This is a genomic window from Enterobacter sp. Ap-1006, assembly GCF_011752835.1.
GTDB lineage: Bacteria > Pseudomonadota > Gammaproteobacteria > Enterobacterales > Enterobacteriaceae > Cedecea.
The window spans coordinates 123,251-142,074 of record NZ_VWWU01000003.1 but is presented as its reverse complement, the minus strand read 5'-3'; the positions used below and the strand labels follow the sequence as shown (position 1 = coordinate 142,074).

The 18,824-nt window shown below is 53.0% G+C and carries 17 protein-coding genes; 10 read left to right on the top strand and 7 right to left on the bottom strand.

Annotated elements, in window-relative coordinates:
* The first annotated feature begins 67 nt into the window (after positions 1-67).
* Entirely contained in the window at positions 68-1,498 is a 1,431-nt protein-coding gene (melB, locus tag F3J28_RS08885) for a melibiose:sodium transporter MelB (RefSeq protein ID WP_166875106.1), read from the top strand.
* Between the two features lie 41 nt (positions 1,499-1,539).
* Here the strand turns inward: melB and F3J28_RS08880 are convergent, their stop codons facing one another.
* Positions 1,540-2,604 (bottom strand): acyltransferase family protein, encoded by a 1,065-nt coding sequence (locus F3J28_RS08880; RefSeq protein WP_166875103.1) that lies wholly within the window; start codon positions 2,602-2,604, stop codon positions 1,540-1,542.
* A 233-nt stretch (positions 2,605-2,837) separates the two neighbouring features.
* On the opposite strand from F3J28_RS08880, the gene lolC reads away from it, so the two are divergent.
* From lolC to cobB, 5 genes are all read left to right on the top strand, one after another.
* The gene (gene lolC, locus F3J28_RS08875; RefSeq protein WP_166875100.1) at positions 2,838-4,037 is read left to right on the top strand and encodes a lipoprotein-releasing ABC transporter permease subunit LolC; all 1,200 of its coding nucleotides are present in this window, start codon (positions 2,838-2,840) and stop codon (positions 4,035-4,037) included.
* Positions 4,030-4,734, top strand: a complete 705-nt coding sequence (gene lolD / locus F3J28_RS08870) for a lipoprotein-releasing ABC transporter ATP-binding protein LolD (RefSeq protein WP_008453403.1) — start codon at positions 4,030-4,032, stop codon at positions 4,732-4,734. The genes lolC and lolD overlap by 8 nt, the downstream gene beginning before the upstream one ends.
* Positions 4,734-5,978 (top strand): lipoprotein-releasing ABC transporter permease subunit LolE, encoded by a 1,245-nt coding sequence (gene lolE / locus F3J28_RS08865; protein WP_008453401.1) that lies wholly within the window; start codon positions 4,734-4,736, stop codon positions 5,976-5,978. Before lolD ends, lolE begins: the two co-directional genes overlap by 1 nt.
* Before the next feature lie 93 nt (positions 5,979-6,071).
* Positions 6,072-6,983 (top strand): N-acetylglucosamine kinase, encoded by a 912-nt coding sequence (nagK, locus tag F3J28_RS08860; RefSeq protein WP_039292009.1) that lies wholly within the window; start codon positions 6,072-6,074, stop codon positions 6,981-6,983.
* A gap of 3 nt (positions 6,984-6,986) precedes the next feature.
* On the top strand, positions 6,987-7,808 hold the full coding sequence (gene cobB / locus F3J28_RS08855; RefSeq protein ID WP_166875097.1) for a Sir2 family NAD+-dependent deacetylase: 822 nt from the start codon (positions 6,987-6,989) through the stop codon (positions 7,806-7,808).
* Between the two features lie 171 nt (positions 7,809-7,979).
* On the opposite strand, the gene potD is transcribed toward cobB, so the two are convergent.
* From potD to potA, 4 genes are read right to left on the bottom strand one after another with little or no spacing between them, the layout of a single operon-like run.
* A complete protein-coding gene (gene potD / locus F3J28_RS08850; protein WP_039301991.1) occupies positions 7,980-9,026 on the bottom strand; it encodes a spermidine/putrescine ABC transporter substrate-binding protein PotD in 1,047 nt (348 codons plus the stop codon).
* Positions 9,023-9,814, bottom strand: a complete 792-nt coding sequence (gene potC / locus F3J28_RS08845; RefSeq protein ID WP_008453392.1) for a spermidine/putrescine ABC transporter permease PotC — start codon at positions 9,812-9,814, stop codon at positions 9,023-9,025. Before potC ends, potD begins: the two co-directional genes overlap by 4 nt.
* On the bottom strand, positions 9,811-10,668 hold the full coding sequence (gene potB / locus F3J28_RS08840) for a spermidine/putrescine ABC transporter permease PotB (RefSeq protein ID WP_166875094.1): 858 nt from the start codon (positions 10,666-10,668) through the stop codon (positions 9,811-9,813). The genes potC and potB overlap by 4 nt, the downstream gene beginning before the upstream one ends.
* Positions 10,652-11,788, bottom strand: coding sequence for a spermidine/putrescine ABC transporter ATP-binding protein PotA (gene potA / locus F3J28_RS08835; protein WP_166875091.1), 1,137 nt, complete (start codon positions 11,786-11,788; stop codon positions 10,652-10,654). Before potA ends, potB begins: the two co-directional genes overlap by 17 nt.
* A gap of 285 nt (positions 11,789-12,073) precedes the next feature.
* Here potA and pepT point away from each other — a divergent pair, with 285 nt between their 5' ends.
* From pepT to F3J28_RS08820, 3 genes are all read left to right on the top strand, one after another.
* Positions 12,074-13,300: a peptidase T gene (gene pepT, locus F3J28_RS08830; RefSeq protein ID WP_166875089.1), complete on the top strand. Its 1,227-nt coding sequence runs from the start codon at positions 12,074-12,076 to the stop codon at positions 13,298-13,300.
* Between the two features lie 172 nt (positions 13,301-13,472).
* A complete protein-coding gene (locus tag F3J28_RS08825; RefSeq protein WP_166875085.1) occupies positions 13,473-13,991 on the top strand; it encodes a type IV secretion protein Rhs in 519 nt (172 codons plus the stop codon).
* Complete coding sequence (locus F3J28_RS08820; RefSeq protein ID WP_166875083.1) at positions 13,988-14,341, top strand: putative T6SS immunity periplasmic lipoprotein; 354 nt, start codon at positions 13,988-13,990, stop codon at positions 14,339-14,341. The genes F3J28_RS08825 and F3J28_RS08820 overlap by 4 nt, the downstream gene beginning before the upstream one ends.
* A 210-nt stretch (positions 14,342-14,551) precedes the next feature.
* Here F3J28_RS08820 and F3J28_RS08815 read toward each other — a convergent pair whose 3' ends face one another.
* Positions 14,552-16,297, bottom strand: coding sequence for an ATP-binding protein (locus F3J28_RS08815; protein ID WP_166875080.1), 1,746 nt, complete (start codon positions 16,295-16,297; stop codon positions 14,552-14,554).
* A 1-nt stretch (position 16,298) separates the two neighbouring features.
* Positions 16,299-17,384, bottom strand: coding sequence for an SIR2 family protein (locus tag F3J28_RS08810; RefSeq protein ID WP_166875077.1), 1,086 nt, complete (start codon positions 17,382-17,384; stop codon positions 16,299-16,301).
* A gap of 823 nt (positions 17,385-18,207) precedes the next feature.
* Between F3J28_RS08810 and F3J28_RS08805 the strand changes: the two genes are divergently transcribed.
* Positions 18,208-18,738, top strand: coding sequence for a hypothetical protein (locus tag F3J28_RS08805; protein WP_166875074.1), 531 nt, complete (start codon positions 18,208-18,210; stop codon positions 18,736-18,738).
* The last annotated feature ends 86 nt before the right edge of the window (positions 18,739-18,824 follow it).

Genomic DNA, 18,824 nt, shown 5'->3' with positions numbered 1-18,824 from the left:
TATAAGCCCCGGCGTTGATCTTTCTAATAACAGAAGGCGGGCGCTGGTAACGGTGACCCGGTACCCTATGAGCATCTCTCTGAAAACAAAACTCAGTTACGGATTCGGTGCATTTGGTAAGGATTTCGCCATCGGGATCGTCTACATGTACCTGATGTACTACTACACCGATGTGGTGGGTTTATCAGTGGGCGTGGTGGGCACCCTGTTCCTGGTGGCAAAAATCTGGAACGCGTTTAACGATCCGGTGATGGGCTGGATTGTGAACGCCACGCGATCGCGGTGGGGCAAATTTAAGCCGTGGATCCTGCTCGGCACGCTCACGAACTCGCTGGTACTGTTTTTACTGTTCAGCGCCCACCTTTTTGAAGGGACGACCCAGGTGGTGTTTGTCTGTGTGACCTACATCCTCTGGGGGACAACCTATACCCTGATGGACATCCCATTCTGGTCCCTGGTGCCTACCATCACGCTGGATAAGCGTGAACGCGAACAGCTGGTGCCGTTCCCGCGTTTTTTTGCGAGCCTGGCTGGATTCGTGACTGCCGGGGTAACGCTGCCGTTTGTGAACTATGTGGGTGGGGCTGACCGCGGGTTTGGTTTTCAGATGTTCACGCTGGTGCTGATCGCGTTCTTTATCGCCTCCACGATTGTCACACTGCGTAACGTCCATGAGGTTTTCTCGTCAGACAACGAGGCCACGGCGGACAGCACCCGGCTTTCGCTGAAAGCAATTCTTGCCCTGATCTACAAAAATGACCAGCTTTCGTGCCTGCTGGGAATGGCCCTGGCCTACAACGTCGCGTCCAATATCATTACCGGCTTTGCCATTTACTATTTCACCTATGTTGTCGGCAATGCCGATCTCTTCCCGTACTATCTCTCCTATGCAGGGGCGGCAAACTTGCTCACGCTAATACTCTTCCCGCGTCTGGCGAAAGCGCTGTCCCGGCGTATTTTATGGGCGGGAGCGTCGCTTCTGCCGATAGCCAGCAGCGGCGTGCTGCTGGTGATGGCGCTGACGGGCTCGGCCAATGTGCTGGTCATCTGCCTTGCGGGCGTATTCCTTAACGTCGGTACCGCGCTGTTCTGGGTGCTGCAGGTGATTATGGTGGCGGATACCGTTGATTACGGTGAATACAAGTTTAACGTTCGCTGCGAAAGTATTGCCTATGCGGTGCAGACGATGGTGGTGAAGGGCGGCTCGGCGTTTTCAGCCTTCTTTATCGCGGTCGTTTTAGGCGTCATTGGCTATGTGCCGAACGTCGCCCAGTCGGCTGAAACAATACTCGGGATGCAGTTCATCATGATTGCGCTGCCGACGTTATTCTTTGCCATCACTCTGGTGCTCTATTTCCGCTTTTATCGTCTGAACGGCGATCGGCTTCGCAAAATCCAGATTCACCTGCTGGATAAATATCGCAAAGTATCGCCCCCGGCTGTGCCACAGGAAACAGCGGCCATGCCGATAGCCGTTACTCGTGATGTACGGGCTTAATCTACGTAAAAGCAACCCGCTCAGGCGGGTTGCTTAAGCACTTACCGGCTGGCGGCGATTTGCGCGGGAGGAGAGAAAAACAGATCGCCGAACAGCGCGACCGAAAGCTTGCGGAAACCGAGGCCAACCAGTGTACAAATGCCCAGGCTAACAAACGGATAGACCAGGAGAATCGCCAGCACCAGCGTGTCAGAAAGCGCACCGCTGTTGATTTTAGCCAGCATCACCAGGCTTATCGCTTCGATCACAATGCGGTGCGTGGTGTAAATGGCAATCGTATTCGAGCCCACCACGTTCAGGAAGCTGTCTTCACGTGCTTCGCGCCAGCCGTTCAGCAAATAGAACCCGCGCAGGATAGCCACGATAGATACCAGAGAAATCACCAGCGGCACGTTGACAAAGTAAAGCGCCAGCGATCCCAGGGCTATGCCTGCGCAGACAAACGGGTGTTGCGAAAAGCGGAAGTCCTTCATCCAGGCCATCAGCAAAGGGCCAAACCACGCGCCGAGGCCGTAATACACCATATTCCGCACCACGCTGTTCAGCCCCCACCACGGCAGAGGCACAAAGGCGATAACAACGTTGATGCCCATCAGTGCCAGCAGCACCGGGATGCGGTAGCGGCGCAGGGCTTTAAACATCACGAAGTAAACCAGCAGGGCGTAGAGATACCACAGGCTGGTGCTGGCCTTTGCCATGCTAAGAGCAAATTGCCCCAGCGAGTCGGCGTAGGCGGCGTTGGACGTCGGGTTACGCTCAAGATCGGGTGCCAGCCATTGGTTAAGGTGCGTCAGCGCGATCCACTGGATCAAGCCCCACAGCAGTAACACGTAAAAAATGTTCCACAGCCGCTTGTCCACGCTGTCGCGCCATTTCACTTCATGGATGTAGCGGGCGATCAGGTAACCGGAAATGAAGAAGAACACCGGCATTCGGAAGGGCGCGAGGTAGAGATTAAGGTAAACCCAGAGTTTGGCGACATACAGATTCAGGCCGGGCCCGAGAGATGTGAGGTGAGGGTAGAAGGTAATCACCGAATGGTAGATAACCACCAGGCAAATGCATAATCCTTTGATTTGGTTGATCCAGAGTTGCTTTTTCTTCATGCGATATCCGCGTCGTGACGGGCTCCAGTTGTCATGGGCCTGCTATCCTGGTGTCAAACCGATGCGATCTCGACCTCAATTGTCTGTTTTTGGCGCTGATTTGGTAAATTTAGGAAAAGGTGCAGGCACTTGAGATGTAACGGGAATAATTTAGTCGACGGAATTCATTTGGCCGGGGAGGTGTCGTATACTCCCTGATCTTTGCTTAGGCAACCCGCAACAAGACGGATTTCATGTATCAACCTGTCGCGTTATTTATAGGCCTGCGCTACATGCGTGGGCGAGCAGCGGACCGCTTCGGTCGCTTTGTCTCCTGGCTGTCGACGATTGGTATCACCCTCGGGGTGATGGCGCTGGTCACGGTCCTTTCGGTGATGAATGGCTTCGAGCGTGAGCTGCAAAACAACATCCTCGGCCTGATGCCGCAGGCGTTGATCACCTCACCTTCCGGCTCTATTAATCCCCAGCAACTTCCCTCCTATTCCCTGAAACTTCAGGGCGTGACGCGTATTGCGCCGCTGACTACCGGTGACGTGGTGCTGCAAAGCGCCCGCAGCGTGGGCGTGGGCGTAATGCTGGGCGTGCAGCCGGACGAGAAAGATCCGCTTTCCCCGTACCTGGTGAACGTTAAGCAGGCCGATTTGGTGGCCGGGCAGTACAACGTCATCCTCGGCGAGCAGCTTGCCGGTTCACTGGGCGTTAAGCGTGGGGAAACCATCCGCATTATGGTGCCGTCTGCCAGCCAGTTTACGCCGATGGGGCGTTTGCCGAGCCAGCGTCTGTTCACCGTGATTGGTACCTTCGCCGCCAACAGCGAAGTAGACGGCTACCAGATGCTGGTCAACCAGCAGGACGCCTCACGCCTGATGCGCTACCCGGCGGGCAATATCACCGGCTGGCGTTTGTGGCTGGCTGAGCCGCTCAAGGTCGATGTGCTGAGCCAACAAGCGCTGCCGCAGGGCACCGAATGGAAAGACTGGCGCGAGCGCAAAGGCGAGCTGTTCCAGGCCGTGCGCATGGAGAAAAACATGATGGGGCTGCTGCTGAGCCTGATCGTGGCCGTCGCCGCCTTTAACATCATTACTTCCCTTGGCCTGCTGGTGATGGAAAAGCAGGGCGAGGTGGCAATTCTGCAAACCCAGGGGCTGACCCGCCGCCAGATCATGACCGTGTTTATGGTGCAGGGCGCGGGCGCGGGCGTGATTGGCGCGCTGCTCGGGGCTTTACTCGGGGCGCTACTTGCCAGCCAGTTGAATAATTTAATGCCGATCATCGGCATCCTGCTTGATGGCGCGGCCCTGCCGGTCGCCATCGAACCGATACAGGTTGTGGTGATTGCCATTGTGGCGATGGCCATTGCTTTGCTGTCCACGCTTTACCCTTCGTGGCGCGCCGCCGCGACCCAACCCGCTGAGGCTTTACGTTATGAGTAATTCTGTCCTGTTGCAGTGTGACAACCTGTGCAAACGCTATCAGGAAGGCAAAGTGCAAACGGATGTGCTGCACGATGTCAGCTTCAGCATCAACGCGGGTGAACTGATGGCGATTGTCGGCAGCTCCGGCTCCGGCAAAAGTACCTTGCTGCACCTGCTGGGTGGCCTGGACACGCCGACCTCCGGCGACGTGGTGTTCAACGGCCAGGCGATGAGCAAACTTTCCTCGGCGGCGAAGGCGGAGCTGCGTAACCGCGAGCTGGGCTTTATCTACCAGTTCCACCACCTGCTGCCGGACTTCACCGCGCTGGAAAACGTGGCGATGCCGCTGCTTATCGGTAAGAAAAAGCCGGAAGAAGTGCAGAAGCGTGCGCTGGAGATGCTGGCCGCCGTTGGGCTGGATCACCGCAGTAGCCACCGCCCGTCGGAGCTGTCCGGCGGCGAACGTCAGCGCGTGGCGATTGCCCGTGCGCTGGTGAACAACCCGCGTCTGGTGCTGGCGGATGAGCCGACCGGCAACCTGGATGCGCGCAACGCCGACAGCATTTTCGAGCTGCTGGGCGAACTGAACGTGCGTCAGGGCACCGCATTCCTGGTCGTCACCCACGATCTGCAGCTGGCGAAACGCATGTCCCGCCAGCTGGAAATGCGCGATGGCCGCTTAACCAGCGATCTGACCTTGATGGGAGCGGAGTAATGGCTTCCCCGCTTTCTTTATTGATTGGCCTGCGTTTCAGCCGTGGGCGACGCCGCAGCGGCATGGTGTCGCTGATCTCAGTGATCTCCACGTTAGGCATCGCGCTGGGCGTGGCGGTACTGATCGTCGGCCTGAGCGCGATGAACGGCTTCGAGCGCGAGCTGAAAAACCGCATTCTTGCCGTGGTGCCCCACGGTGACATTGAGCCGGTGAACCAGCCCTTTAGCAACTGGCAGCGGGCGCTGCCCGAGGTGGAAGGCGTCAAAGGCATCGTGGCCGCCGCGCCGTATATTCGCTTTACCGGGCTGGTGGAAAGCGGGGCGAATCTGCGCGCCGTTGAAGTAAAGGGCGTTGATCCGGTGCAGGAAACGCAGCTGAGCGCTCTGCCACAATACGTTCAGAACAATGCCTGGGCGAACTTTAAGGCCGGGCAGCAGCAAATCATCATGGGCAAAGGCGTGGCGGACGCGCTGAAGGTGAAGCAGGGCGACTGGGTGTCGATCATGATCCCCAACAACGACGGCGGCACCAAACTGATGCAGCCCAAGCGCGTCCGGCTGCAAATCGCCGGTATTCTGTCCCTGAGTGGCCAGCTGGATCACAGCCTGGCCATGGTGCCGCTGCAGGATGCACAGGGCTACCTGGATATGGGCGATAGCGTCACCGGGATAGCCATCAAGGTGAATGACGTGTTTAACGCCCGACAGCTGGTGCGTGACGCCGGGCTGGCAACCAATTCCTACGTGCGTATCAGCAGCTGGATTGATACCTACGGCTATATGTACCGCGACATCCAGATGATCCGCGCCATCATGTATCTGGCGATGGTGCTGGTGATAGGCGTGGCCTGCTTTAACATCGTTTCCACGCTGGTGATGGCGGTGAAAGACAAGAGCAGTGACATCGCGGTGCTGCGAACCTTAGGGGCCAAAGACGGCCTGATCCGCGCTATTTTCGTCTGGTACGGGCTGCTGGCCGGACTGCTGGGCAGCGTCAGCGGCGTGGTGGTGGGCGTGCTGGCTTCGTGGCAGCTGACCAACATTATCGGCGTGATTGAAAAACTCATCGGGCACCATTTCCTGTCCGGTGATATTTATTTCATTGATTTCTTACCTTCTGAGCTGCACTGGCTGGACGTGGTTTACGTTCTGGTGACGGCGCTGGTCCTTAGCCTTCTGGCTAGCTGGTACCCGGCCCGGCGCGCAAGCAATATCGATCCGGCAAGGGTACTAAGCGGACAATAAATTCAATTAACTATAATTTGCCCTACATCATTCGAGCTGTGACCCGGCAGAATCCAGGCGCAGCTTGAGGCACAACGGGCATTGGGAGCAGCGATGTATTACGGATTTGATATCGGCGGCACTAAGATTGCACTCGGCGTTTACGACCAGCAGCGGCGTTTACTTTGGGAAGCCCGGGTTGCTACTCCTCATGACAGTTACGAAAATTTCCTCGACGCGGTGGTCGGGCTGGTGGCGCAGGCCGACGAGAAGTTTAACTGCCGCGGCTCGGTAGGTATTGGCATTCCGGGTATGCCGGAAACCGACGACGGCACGCTGTATGCCGCTAACGTTCCGGCTGCCAGCGGCAAACCGCTTCGCGCAGACCTGAGCGCCATGCTTGAGCGCGACGTGCGCATCGACAACGACGCCAACTGCTTCGCGCTTTCCGAAGCCTGGGACGACGAGTTCCTCAACTACCCGGTGGTGATGGGCCTGATCCTCGGCACTGGCGTCGGCGGTGGCATCATCATCAACGGCAAATCTATCACCGGCCGCAGCTACATCACCGGCGAATTCGGTCATACCCGCCTGCCTGTGGACGCGCTGGAAATCCTCGGGCGCGACATTCCGTTTACCCGCTGCGGCTGCGGTAAAAACGGCTGCATTGAAAACTACCTCTCCGGGCGCGGTTTTGCCTGGCTGTGGCAGCACTTCTACCAGGAGCCGCTGGACGCGAAAGAGATCATCTCCCGCTACCGCCAGGGCGACGAGCAGGCCATCGAGCACGTGGACCGCTTCCTGGAGCTGCTGGCCGCCTGCCTCGGCAATTTATTGACCTCAATTGACCCGCATCTGGTGGTGATTGGCGGAGGATTGTCTAACTTTAGCGATATCTACGCCCAACTGCCGGAACGCCTGCCGAAGTACCTGCTGCCGGTTGCCGCAGTGCCGCGTATTGAACAGGCGCGCCACGGTGACGCAGGCGGTATGCGTGGCGCGGCATTCCTCCACTACACGGAGTAAGTCATGCTTTCTCGTCGTCAGCACCGGCTGAGCCGGTTTCGGAAGAACAAACGCCTGCTGCGCCAACGTTTGCGTCAGCGCATCTTTTTCAGAGACAGGACAGGGCCGGAAGCGATGGACAGACCAAGAGTTGTTGTACTGACCGGGGCGGGGATCTCCGCTGAATCAGGTATTCGTACCTTCCGGGCCGCCGACGGGCTGTGGGAAGAGCACCGCGTTGAAGACGTGGCGACGCCGGAAGGCTTCGCCCGTGACCCGGCGCTGGTGCAGCGTTTTTATAACGACCGCCGCCGCCAGCTTCAGCAGCCGGAAATCCAGCCCAACGCCGCACACCTGGCGCTGGCGAAGCTGGAAGAGGTGCTGGGTGACCATTTTGTGCTGGTCACCCAGAATATCGACAACCTCCACGAGCGGGCGGGCAGTAAAAACGTCATCCACATGCACGGCGAGCTGCTCAAGGTTCGCTGCGCCAGCAGCGGCCAGGTGCTGGACTGGCAGGACGACATTACCCCGGAAGACCGCTGCCACTGTTGCCAGATTTCCTCGGCATTGCGCCCGCACGTTGTCTGGTTCGGCGAAATGCCGCTTGGTATGGACGAGATTTATCAGGCGATTGCCACCGCAGATTACTTTATTGCTATCGGCACCTCCGGGCACGTTTACCCGGCGGCAGGCTTTGTGCACGAGGCCCGTTTGCAGGGGGCGCACACCGTGGAGCTGAATCTGGAGCCAAGCCAGGTTGGCAGCGAGTTTGAAGAGAAGCATTACGGGCTGGCGAGCCAGGTGGTGCCGGAGTTTGTGGATAAGCTTTTGAAGGGGTTGTAGTTCTTCTGAGCCCCTCACCCTAACCCTCTCCCCAAAGGGGAGAGGGAACTGGATCGAGAATAAGTCAGTTGTTTTCCCCGCATCACCAAAGGGGAGAGGGAACTGGATCGAGCATAAATCAATTGTTTTCTCCCTCTCCCTTCCAGGGAGAGGGCCGGGGTGAGGGTAAACTTACCGCCCCGCCTTCAAACGCTGATAATAAGACTCATACAGCGCGCTCGCGTCACCCACATCATTCTGCCACTCGCCAGCCTTAATCACCTCTGCATCCGGGTACAGCGACTTATCTTCCGCCACGTTCTTCGGCAGCAGCTTGCGGGCTTCGAGGTTTGGCGTCGGGTAGCCGATGGTTTCCGCCACCTGCTTAGCCACGTCCGGGCGCAGCAGGAAGTTGATCAGCTTCAGCGCGCCGTCGACGTTCTTCGCGTTGGCTGGAATCGACAGGTTATCCATCCAGAAAATCCCGCCTTCCTTCGGCCAGACGATCTCCAGCGGCGTCCCGGCCTGGCGAGCCACGTAGGCCGAGCCGTTCCACACCATGCCGAGGTTCACTTCACCTTCCATGTACGGGTTGGCCGGGTTGTCGGAGTTAAACGCCGCCACGTTGGGCATCAGCTTTTGCAGCTCGTGGTACGCGGCCTCAATCTCTTTCGGATCGGTCGTGTTGCCGGACAGGCCAAGTTTGCGCAGTGCCATCTGGAACACTTCGCGTGCGTCGTCGGTCAGCAGCAGGCTTTGCTTATACTCCGGCTTCCACAGGTCGGCCCAGCTGGTGACGCTCTTCGGATCGATAGCGTCGCTGTTCACGCCAATTGCCGTGGCGCCCCAGATGTACGGGATGGAATAGTCGTTGTTCGGGTCGAACGGCTTGTTCAGCATATCCGGGTCGAGATTTTTAAAGTTGCTGAGCTGGCTCTTGTCGATCTTCTGGATCATCCCTTCTTTGCGCATCTTCGCCACAAAGTAGGTGGACGGCACCACTAAATCGTACGCGCCGTCTTTGTAGGTCTTGAGCTTGGCGTACATGGTTTCGTTCGACTCGTAGGTCGAATAAATCACCTTGATGCCGGTCTCTTTAGTGAACTGCTCCAGCAGGCCTGGCGGCACGTACTCGGTCCAGTTGTAGAAATAAAGCGTTTTGCTGTCGTCGGCATGCGCGGCGCCGAAGCTGAGCGCCAGAGCGCCCGCAGCAAGCAGGTGGCGTGGCCATTTTTTCATTTTAACGTCCCCTGAGGTTGAGTTTTATCGCGAAGAATCAGCTGGCTGGCGATCACCAGCAGCAGTGAAAGTAACAGCAGAATAGTGGCCAGGGCGTTCACTTCCGGCGAAACGCCGACCTTGACCATCGAGTAAATTTTTAACGGCAGGATCTCGTAGCTCGGCCCCGTAACGAACGAAGACACCACCACATCGTCCATCGACAGGGTAAAGCTCAGCAGCCAGCCAGCGGCCACGGCAGGCATCGCCAGCGGCAGAATAATCTTGCGCAGAATGGTCAGCTCGCTGGCGCCCAGGTCACGCGCCGCTTCCAGCATCTTCACGTCGAACCCTTTCAGGCGCGAGTAAACGGTGACCACCACAAACGGCAGGCAGAAGGTGATGTGGGAAAACAGCAGCGACCAGAAGCCAAGCGACACCCCCAGCAGCATAAACAGCACCAGCAGCGAGATAGCCATCACGATGTCCGGGGACATCATCACCACAAACAACATCCCGCTGACGAACGGCTTGCCGCGAAAGCGATAGCGGTACAGCGCCACGGCGGTAAGCGAGCCGATAAGCGTGGCGGCGCTGGCAGAAAACACCGCCATCGTCAGCGAATGCTTTGCGGCCTGCAGCAGGCTGTCGTTATTCATCAGCAGGCTGTACCAGTTGGTGGTAAAGCCCTGCCAGTTAATGCCGAAGCGTGAGCTGTTGAACGAGTTCACGATCAGGATGACGATCGGAATATACAAAAAAGCGTAAATGGCGGACATAAAGCCGCCGCGAAGCAGGCGTCCGATCATTCCAGTTCCACCTTCTTGTTAAGCAGGCGCGCCGCGCGCCAGTACACCAGCAGCATCAGGCCCATCACCAGCGTCAGCGTAATGCTCGTCGCCGCGCCGAACGGCCAGTCGCGAATGTTGAGGAACTGGCTCTTAATCACGTTGCCGATCAGCAGGTTCTTCGCGCCGCCCATCAAATCCGAGACGTAGAACAGTCCCATCGCTGGCAGTATCACCAGCAGGCAGCCAGCGACAATCCCCGGCATGGTCAGCGGCAGAATAATGCGCACAAAAGTTTGCAGCTTGCTGGCGCCGAGATCCCGCGCCGCCTCAAGCAGCGGCTTGTCCAGCTTCTCAATGCTGGAGTAAAGCGGCATCACCATAAACGGCAGCAGGATATACACCAGGCCGATAATCACCGCGCTGGGCGTGAACATGATGCGGATCGGCGTATCGATAAGCCCCAGCCACAGCAGGAACTCGTTGAGGTAGCCCCTGGTGCTGAGGAAAATCTTCAGCCCGTAAATGCGGATCAGCGAGTTGGTCCAGAACGGCACAATCAGCAGGAACAGCAGCAGCGGGCGCACCTTCTCCGGCAGCCGCGCCAGAAACCAGGCGAAAGGGTAGCCGAGCACCAGGCAGGCCAGCGTGGCTATCGCCGCCATGTTCAGCGAGTGCAGCAGCACCTGGGCGTACAGCGGGTCGGCCAGCCGGGTGTAGTTATCCAGCGTAAACACAAGACTCACGAAGTTGTCGTTATCGCGAGTCAGGAAGCTGGTGACGATGATCATCAGGTTGGGCAGGAAGACAAACAGCAGCAGCCAGCCCACCACGGTAGCAATCACCACATTCTGGAATTTACGCGAGCTCTTCATCTGCCAGCACAACCTCCCAGCTCTCTACCCAGGTCACCGCCATTTTTTGATCCAGCGTATGGTCGAAGTCCGGGTCGTCTTCATTAAAGAACTCGCTGACCATCACCATCTTGCCGTTTTCCAGCTCGACGGTGGACTCCAGCGTCATGCCCTTGTAGTTGCGCTCGCGTACGTAGCCAATCAGTCCGTCCACTTCCCGGGCGTCGTTTACCTCTTCCACGCGCAAATCTTCCGGGCGCAGCAGCACCTTCAGGCTCTGCCCGACGGTCACCGGCTGGTTCACGAAGATGTGGCATTCCCTGCCTTCAACGTTCGCCCGCACGCGCTGCTCGTCGATGCGTTCGAGCACCGTCGCGTCGAAGATATTGATCTCGCCGATAAAGCTCGCCACAAACAGGTTCTTTGGCTCTTCATAAATTTCTCGCGGCGTGCCGTCCTGCTCAATCTTGCCGTCGCGCATCACCACGATGCGGTCGGACATAGTGAGGGCTTCTTCCTGATCGTGCGTGACGAACACAAACGTAATACCGAGCTTGCGCTGCAGGGCTTTCAGCTCGTTCTGCATCTGCTTGCGCAGCTTGTAGTCCAGGGCCGACAGCGACTCATCGAGCAGCAGTAGCCGAGGCTTGTTCACCACTGCACGGGCAATGGCCACACGCTGCTGCTGGCCGCCGGAAAGCTGGTTCGGCTTGCGCTGGGCGAACTCTTCCAGCTGCACCATTTTCAGCGCTTCGGTCACGCGCGGGGTGATTTCCGCCGCCGGCGTTTTCTGCATCCGCAGGCCAAAGGCGACGTTTTCAAACACCGTCATGTGCGGAAACAGGGCGTAGCTCTGGAAAACGGTATTCACGTGGCGGTGCTCGGCAGGCACATGGGTGATGTCCTGATTATCGAGCGTGATTTGCCCGGCATCGACGGTTTCTAACCCGGCGATAAGGCGCAGAACGGTGGTTTTGCCGCAGCCGGAAGGGCCGAGCAGCGTCAGGAATTCACCATGATTAATGGTGAGGGAGAAGTCAGAAATTACGGATTTACCATCAAAGCGCTTGGCGACTCCCGCCAGGTTGACCAGCATGGAGTGCGAACGAGGCTGTTTTTTCAATTTTTTACGCTGTCCCATAAATGACGTATCCGGAGCGAAGGATACGGGGTTTGTGATTAACCACCTTGGGTTTTGGCACGTTGAGTAAGGGCTGGCATTCTACGGCAAAGCGGCGGGATCGCCAATCCCGATGGCCAGAAACCGTGGCCGTTATCGTCTACGGTTAAAGTGATGTTTTCATGATTTCACGTCTCGTTCTGCGAAAACTATTTTTTTTCCGTAACCAATTAAAAGTGACCTGACGCAATATCTGCCCGATGCGGCTTATTGATAATTGATGTCACTAAAAACGAGGGTGGCTAAATGGATAAATTACTTGAGCGCTTTTTGCAGTATGTCTCTCTGGATACACAATCCAAACCCGGCGTTAGGCAGGTGCCGAGCACCGAAGGGCAATGGAAGCTCCTGCGCCTGTTAAAAGAGCAGCTGGAGCAACTGGGGCTGGTGGACGTCACGCTCAGCGACCACGGCACGGTGATGGGCACGCTGCCGTCGAACGTCGGGCACGCTGTCCCGGCCATTGGTTTTATCTCCCACGTTGACACCGCGCCGGACTTCACCGGCAAAAACGTGAACCCGCAGATCGTCGAGAACTACCGCGGCGGCGACATCGCGCTCGGCATTGGCGATGAGATCCTTTCCCCGGTGATGTTCCCGGTGCTGCACCAGTTAATGGGCCAGACGCTGATCACCACCGACGGCAAAACCCTGCTGGGCGCGGACGACAAGGCGGGCGTGGCGGAAATCATGACCGCGCTGGCGGTATTGAAAGGTAAAAACGTGCCGCACGGCGACATCCGCGTGGCCTTTACCCCGGACGAGGAAGTCGGGAAGGGCGCGCACTTCTTCGACGTCGAAGCCTTTAACGCCGAATGGGCCTACACCGTGGACGGCGGCGGCGTGGGCGAGCTGGAAAGCGAGAACTTCAACGCTGCCTCCGTGACCATCAAAATCGTCGGCAACAACGTACACCCCGGCACCGCCAAAGGCGTGATGGTGAATGCCCTGTCGCTGGCGGCGCGCATCCACGCCGAAGTCCCGGCGGACGAAAGCCCGGAATGCACCGAAGGCTACGAAGGCTTCTACCACCTGAACACCATGAAAGGCTCCGTCGACCGCGCCGAAATGCACTACATCATCCGCGATTTCGACCGCGAGCAGTTTGAAGCCCGCAAGCGCAAAATGATGGAAATCGCCAAGAAAGTCGGCAAAGGCCTGCACCCGGACTGCTACATCGAGCTGGTCATAGAGGACAGCTATTACAACATGCGCGAGAAGGTGGCCGAGCATCCTTATATTGTCGAAGTGGCCCAGCAGGCGATGCGCAACTGCGACATCGAGCCGATCATGAAGCCGATCCGCGGCGGCACCGACGGCGCCCAGCTCTCCTTCAAAGGCCTGCCGTGCCCGAACCTGTTCACCGGCGGCTATAACTATCACGGCAAGCACGAGTTCGTGACCCTGGAAGGGATGGAGAAGGCCGTGGCTGTTATTGTGCGGATTGCTGAGCTGACTGCGAAGAAGGGTTGATGGGCGCTTTGCTTTGAGTGAGTGAAAGGGAAGGAGGCGAGAGCCTCTTTTCTTTTACCTATATTTTCATATCTACAGGAGGAATGTATTCGCAGCTAATATTCTCTATGTGAATGTTTAAGGCATATTAGAAACCAGGACGATAAATTACATATAAATAAAGGATGATTTTATGTTGAAAAGAGGCGGTTTAAGACTGCTAACAACTGGCGAGATTGCTCTCGCACAAAAGACTTTTGCATCATCAATTCGTTACCATCAAGTCTGGATTCATCACGGGAGTTATCTTCCTTTCAATATTCAGGAAAGTAATACGGCCATGACGCCTAACGGCGAAATATGGTTTGAAACCAATGTGTACCGGGATGATTATTCCGTTGCTGCTATCGATTCACAGCATCTTTTTTTACATGAAATGATGCATGTGTGGCAGCATCAGCGAGGCATGATGGTCAGAACCAGGGGCCTGTTTTCCTGGGCGATTGATTATTACTACGATCTTAATGGCAAAAAGTTATCCGACTATGGCATGGAGCAACAGGCCGGGATAGTCAGTGATTATTGGCTGTTATTGAACTATGGTTTCTCTAACTATATCCGAAACATCCGATATAAAGATTACGACCGTCGAGAAAACGTCAGAAATCTTATCCTGAAATACAAACGCGTGCTTGGGAGTTTTCCATTATGAAATATATTGTGATTTTATTGGCGCTGATGCTTTCTGGCTGTGTTGGCGACCGGCTTGATTTCAGACACGCCGGGAGTATTTTTAAAAAAAATAATTACTACATCTGTGTTAACTCCAAAAGAGGCGATGTTATTACCTATTACATTTTAAGTTCATCTGCCGATATCTATAGAGAACCTTTGTTTTTTGCCGATAATATCGCTAAACAGTACCCGGATCATTGCTTTAATCTAACGCTTAAGAAAGGTGTTACCTATAACCTGCTCTATGAAATGAATGATGTTAAGTATAGGGTTAATTTTGCGTTAGATGATGATGGGAGAATAAAGCAGGGTGTGAATAACCTGTAATCAGTGAACAATGTGATGCATTGCATGCTGTAGTGTGTGATGTGTCACATTTACTGGAGGAGGATAAAACTAATTGTGTCTTAGCATCGTTTGTAAAAATAATAGCGTTGATAGTGTGGGTTTCTGAGTTAGCCCTCAAAGGGTAGTAGTCTGTTTTGTAGAATTAAGGACAGTCTCAGCGCCCCTCGACTGAGGGGCGGTTTTGATTTATCACTTCGTTCTATTTTGTCGACGCATATTTTCTACCGCCGATGCAAAGTCTTCATTGGTAACGTCCTCCTGCCAACGAGACCAGAAATCTATTGTTGCACTTAACGGTTTTTCAGTTGGAGGGTCAATTTTAATTCTGCTTGGTAGAAGTACTGAGTCACCGACAACCATAGCTTCTCCGACATCCATGATGGGTAATGCCTCAAGTAGGCTCTCCAGACTTTCTGGTAGTAATTTTCGTACAGTTGCTTGATCATCCGCATTCGTTAAACGCAATGAAATTATGTTGTTACACTGACTCAGAATGGTGGTGCTTACATCTGAAGGCCTTTGGCTTACAATCATTAATGCAACGCCATATTTTCGGCCTTCTTTAGCGATTTTTTCAAATGCTTCAACGGCTCTACGTTCAACTGGATTGCCTTCTTTTCTTGGTAAGTATAGGTGAGCCTCATCACAGACAAATGCAACTGGTCTGCGATTTGTCGGATCAGTCCAGAATTGAACTTGATAAATGATACGGGCAACCAACCCAATGATTACTGGCAATATATCGGCAGGTACTTCTGAGAAGTCGATTACTTTTATGCTTTGCTTTTTCTTACCGAACCCCATCAGTTTTTCAGCGATCATACTTAACGAATCATATTGATTGTATTTTTCAGGGCTATTAAAGAGGAAACCATAACGGCGATCACTCAGACGGCTTTTAATCCTTACTAAAAGTCTCGAAAATTCTCCGTTGAATGGGCCGCTCTTATCTCCTTTACCATCAGCACGGGGAACTCGATGATCTTCATTTAGAAATCTTAGTTTTTCTACAACATCTTCAATTGAAAAAGGGATTGGGCTATCTAGAGTGAATGATTTTAATAAATCATTGCGGCCATTAGCCTCTAAAAATGCTTTCTTATACTCAGTAATTGCATCTTGCACAACCACAACTTGGTTATGTGCACTGAATTCACTTCGATCAACAAATAATGACTGGATTTCTTCAGAGTTGAGCAACCAATAGGGTAGAAAGAGTAGTGAGTCATCCTCTGCATTAACCTCATCCGGTCCTGGTATTCTTAATTGTTTGGCATAAGAAAGTTCTTTGTACTCGCCGTGCAAATCGAAAACAACGAGGTTTGAAGATGGTAGTTTAGAACTCCTTTCCAGAATTGAAGCAACAGTCCATGATTTACCAGATCCTGTGCTTCCAAGTAGAGCCGCATGCCGCTGGAACAATTTATTGCCATCAATATAAGCACGTGCATTCTCATTGAGCTTATAAGAGCCTAGTTCTAGTGAGTGTTTTCCATCTCCACATTCAGAAATCACACGCATGAATTCTTCGAGATGGGCATCTTTCAGTACATAGCAGGTTGAGTCAATTTCTGGGACGTGATCTAGAGACCGGGAAAACTTATACTTTTTCTCAATTGCATCCCATCGTGTTCCGCCCATTAACGTAATCTTGACCGTGTTGATTACACTATCTTCAAAAGCATCTATCTCGTCTGCATTATCTTCTTGTCCTTCTTGGGTGAGGGGCTGAACGACGACGGCTTTTATTACTTTATCAATCATGCCTATGAGCCAACATTCTGTTGCTCCGCTTAATTGAACAGTTACAAGCTGTCCAACTCTGGCCTTACGAAGATCCTTGTCACTGTTTACCAGAATAGTTACCTTTCTGGTGTCTACTTCACGAATATTGCCAAGCATGTAGCTGTCATCATTAAATGTAAAAAGAGCCATATTATTCCCCTAAGAACTCGTTAGTGAAGGTGTCAAAGCGCCATAATTCCTTGTCATCTATATGCAACCAATTTTCAAATTTTGAATTGTAGATTCTACTGTTATTTGAATTTTCCTGTTTGCAGATAAGCCACATATTTGGACATCTATCTAACCACTCCTCAACTCTTGGGTTTGAATCTCGAGTAATCACCAACGCTCTACACTGATCTTGTTCAAGTTTTTTTCTAAATGCGTTATTTACAAGTTGGGAATCGTTAAAGCCAAATCCTAAAAAAAGAAAACAGGTATGGTTTCCAACAGCTTTGTCATATTCCGCTAACTGGGCCCTGTCTTTATGTAATCGCTGATATTTTGCTGTGCCTGGAGTGATCATAGCCCGCACAACACCTTCAGGTTTGTTGAGTATCCAGCTATTACACTCAATAAGCTGAGCTTCCCATTCAAATGTATTTAACGAGCCATGCGGTTTATGAAGCCTAACATGCCTGCATTCAACGATTCTTGTTTGTTGTCTCGGTTTACCTGAGATTTTATGAATAGATTGAACTGACTTTTTTGCTTCACTCCAATCATAACGTTGGAGGAAACCTCCATAAAAACCCGTTATATATGGAATTTTGTGTCGGACAAAGGCATATTCAGCTAATAAATCGTAATTAGGCGTTGCGACATGCAGTTGTTTGTCGGCCTGCGGCAGAGTATCAACGAGTTTTTTAAGCAGTGAACCAGCAGGCCAATCAAGTGACCCTGAAATGATTTGATGGGCGTGAATGTTGTCATGATGCGCAACAAAGGTTGCAGTTAGGTCGACTATGCGAGTGGTCAAGATCTCATCCTTGATAAAGTCCATCGCGGATTCAAAATCATGACTACCCTCATCGAGTGCAGAGATAACTTGCTGCCATTGTTGTGCCTGAGTATCTGTCATACCACTGGTCAACTCGGTTCGAAGGTGGCGCTCTAGCGCTGGCATTCCAAAATTTAAATCAAGTGCACATGAAGTTCCTGTGCCAAATAAAACAAACGGTTTTTCAGTGAAAAATTCTCCAATCGCTTGATATGCATGCTTTTTTGTTAACTCCATATTTATCCCCATCTAAAGCACCAAATTTTAATGCTTGTCACATAACACCTGCATAATTAGTACTTTATTCTCTTATTTTAAAGCTTCAAGATTTTATTGCAGAGAAACCATCTAGGAATTTTACTTATAGATCTATATCAATTTTCTACCAGTCAGTTGGTGGTTTCCTTTGACATAAGATTTTTTTAGAACGTTATCGAAAAATGAATGCTATTGCAGAAAGAATGTCCTTTGCGCTAATTTGTGAGTCACAACCTATTTATTAAAATTAATGAGTTCTTTGTACTGCTAGTAATGCATTTGATAGCTGTGAAGAGTATTGTGAAAGTTCTCATTTTGCTCAAAGAGAATTATTGACAATATACAATAAGACTTGTGCTTATTCGATGGGAGTCTAGCTACTAATATTGGTAGGTTTCATGCGACTTCACCATGAATTGGCATCACAAAGACAGAATATCGATTGACTATTATTGAAAAACTTATCACTGAAATGATGATGGCTTATATTATGAAGGGGGCACTTTTAAGATTTTCTTGAGTTATTTCAAGAATAAAATAATTAAGAATTTAATGAGATTACATCAAAATTATTAACTCCCAAATGCAACCCAATTCCTCAATTATCACAATTCCGCGATCCCCCTCGAGTTTTTTAGGTTTCCAATAATTTTAAACCAAACCACTGTTGACTTATCCAGTATAAAAACAGAGGTTAATACGCAAGAAGCAATCGAAGGTCACAAAGAAAGAATTCGCCCCCGAAAGGTGCACCAACACCAGACGAGGGCTAACCACAACGTAACTGAAAAGGAGTCACATTATGGCTAACGCCGATAGTAACACATTCGCGTACACGGAAATGACGAAGGATCAAATGATTATTGCTCAGGACATCGCAGCGTTATTAAAAATGCCGCTGGGCGCAAAGGACGATTTATTCCATGTGCTGGATATTTGCAGCTGCTGGGTGGATGAATTAGCCGAAACACATAGCCATGCGGAATATATCGCGCTGGTGGGGCGTTTGCAGGCGGGGTTTAACGTGCTGAGGGTGGTCTTAACGCATCCGCTGCCGCAGCACTTGATTGAGCGGTTAACGGTGGAAGAAGGGCACGCGGCGGCGCCCTGCACCGTGTCGGAAGCCGATTCCGATGTGCTCTGTGAGTATTGCAGCGCCGTAACCCAGGTGCTGCTGGGCCAGCAGCTGGAGCAGGCTCAACAGGTGCAGATGACGGATCTTCTCAGCCAGCTGTTCAGTCTGCTGGAAGAGAATTTAACCGCGCCGCGCTTCGTGCGCACGAAGAAGGGCCTGGCCTGGACTAACGGCGAACTGGTGCAGGGTCTGCACTAAATAAACGGCGTCCCGCCTTCGCTGTGACAAAGCACGGCGAAGGCGGGCAGGACACCTGAGGCTCAGGTGAGTGGCCCGGAAAACCG

What these genes read in the sequence shown, in the direction of transcription:
- lolC (WP_166875100.1), top strand. Translation starts at nt 2,838, where the DNA reads ATGTATCAACCTGTCGCGTTATTTATAGGCCTGCGCTACATGCGTGGG.
- F3J28_RS08805 (WP_166875074.1), top strand. Translation starts at nt 18,208, where the DNA reads ATGGCTAACGCCGATAGTAACACATTCGCGTACACGGAAATGACGAAG.
- pepT (WP_166875089.1), top strand. Translation starts at nt 12,074, where the DNA reads ATGGATAAATTACTTGAGCGCTTTTTGCAGTATGTCTCTCTGGATACA.
- F3J28_RS08820 (WP_166875083.1), top strand. Translation starts at nt 13,988, where the DNA reads ATGAAATATATTGTGATTTTATTGGCGCTGATGCTTTCTGGCTGTGTT.
- nagK (WP_039292009.1), top strand. Translation starts at nt 6,072, where the DNA reads ATGTATTACGGATTTGATATCGGCGGCACTAAGATTGCACTCGGCGTT.
- F3J28_RS08825 (WP_166875085.1), top strand. Translation starts at nt 13,473, where the DNA reads ATGTTGAAAAGAGGCGGTTTAAGACTGCTAACAACTGGCGAGATTGCT.
- potC (WP_008453392.1), bottom strand. Translation starts at nt 9,814, where the DNA reads ATGATCGGACGCCTGCTTCGCGGCGGCTTTATGTCCGCCATTTACGCT.
- potB (WP_166875094.1), bottom strand. Translation starts at nt 10,668, where the DNA reads ATGAAGAGCTCGCGTAAATTCCAGAATGTGGTGATTGCTACCGTGGTG.
- potD (WP_039301991.1), bottom strand. Translation starts at nt 9,026, where the DNA reads ATGAAAAAATGGCCACGCCACCTGCTTGCTGCGGGCGCTCTGGCGCTC.
- melB (WP_166875106.1), top strand. Translation starts at nt 68, where the DNA reads ATGAGCATCTCTCTGAAAACAAAACTCAGTTACGGATTCGGTGCATTT.
- F3J28_RS08815 (WP_166875080.1), bottom strand. Translation starts at nt 16,297, where the DNA reads ATGGCTCTTTTTACATTTAATGATGACAGCTACATGCTTGGCAATATT.
- lolD (WP_008453403.1), top strand. Translation starts at nt 4,030, where the DNA reads ATGAGTAATTCTGTCCTGTTGCAGTGTGACAACCTGTGCAAACGCTAT.
- cobB (WP_166875097.1), top strand. Translation starts at nt 6,987, where the DNA reads ATGCTTTCTCGTCGTCAGCACCGGCTGAGCCGGTTTCGGAAGAACAAA.
- potA (WP_166875091.1), bottom strand. Translation starts at nt 11,788, where the DNA reads ATGGGACAGCGTAAAAAATTGAAAAAACAGCCTCGTTCGCACTCCATG.
- F3J28_RS08810 (WP_166875077.1), bottom strand. Translation starts at nt 17,384, where the DNA reads ATGGAGTTAACAAAAAAGCATGCATATCAAGCGATTGGAGAATTTTTC.
- lolE (WP_008453401.1), top strand. Translation starts at nt 4,734, where the DNA reads ATGGCTTCCCCGCTTTCTTTATTGATTGGCCTGCGTTTCAGCCGTGGG.
- F3J28_RS08880 (WP_166875103.1), bottom strand. Translation starts at nt 2,604, where the DNA reads ATGAAGAAAAAGCAACTCTGGATCAACCAAATCAAAGGATTATGCATT.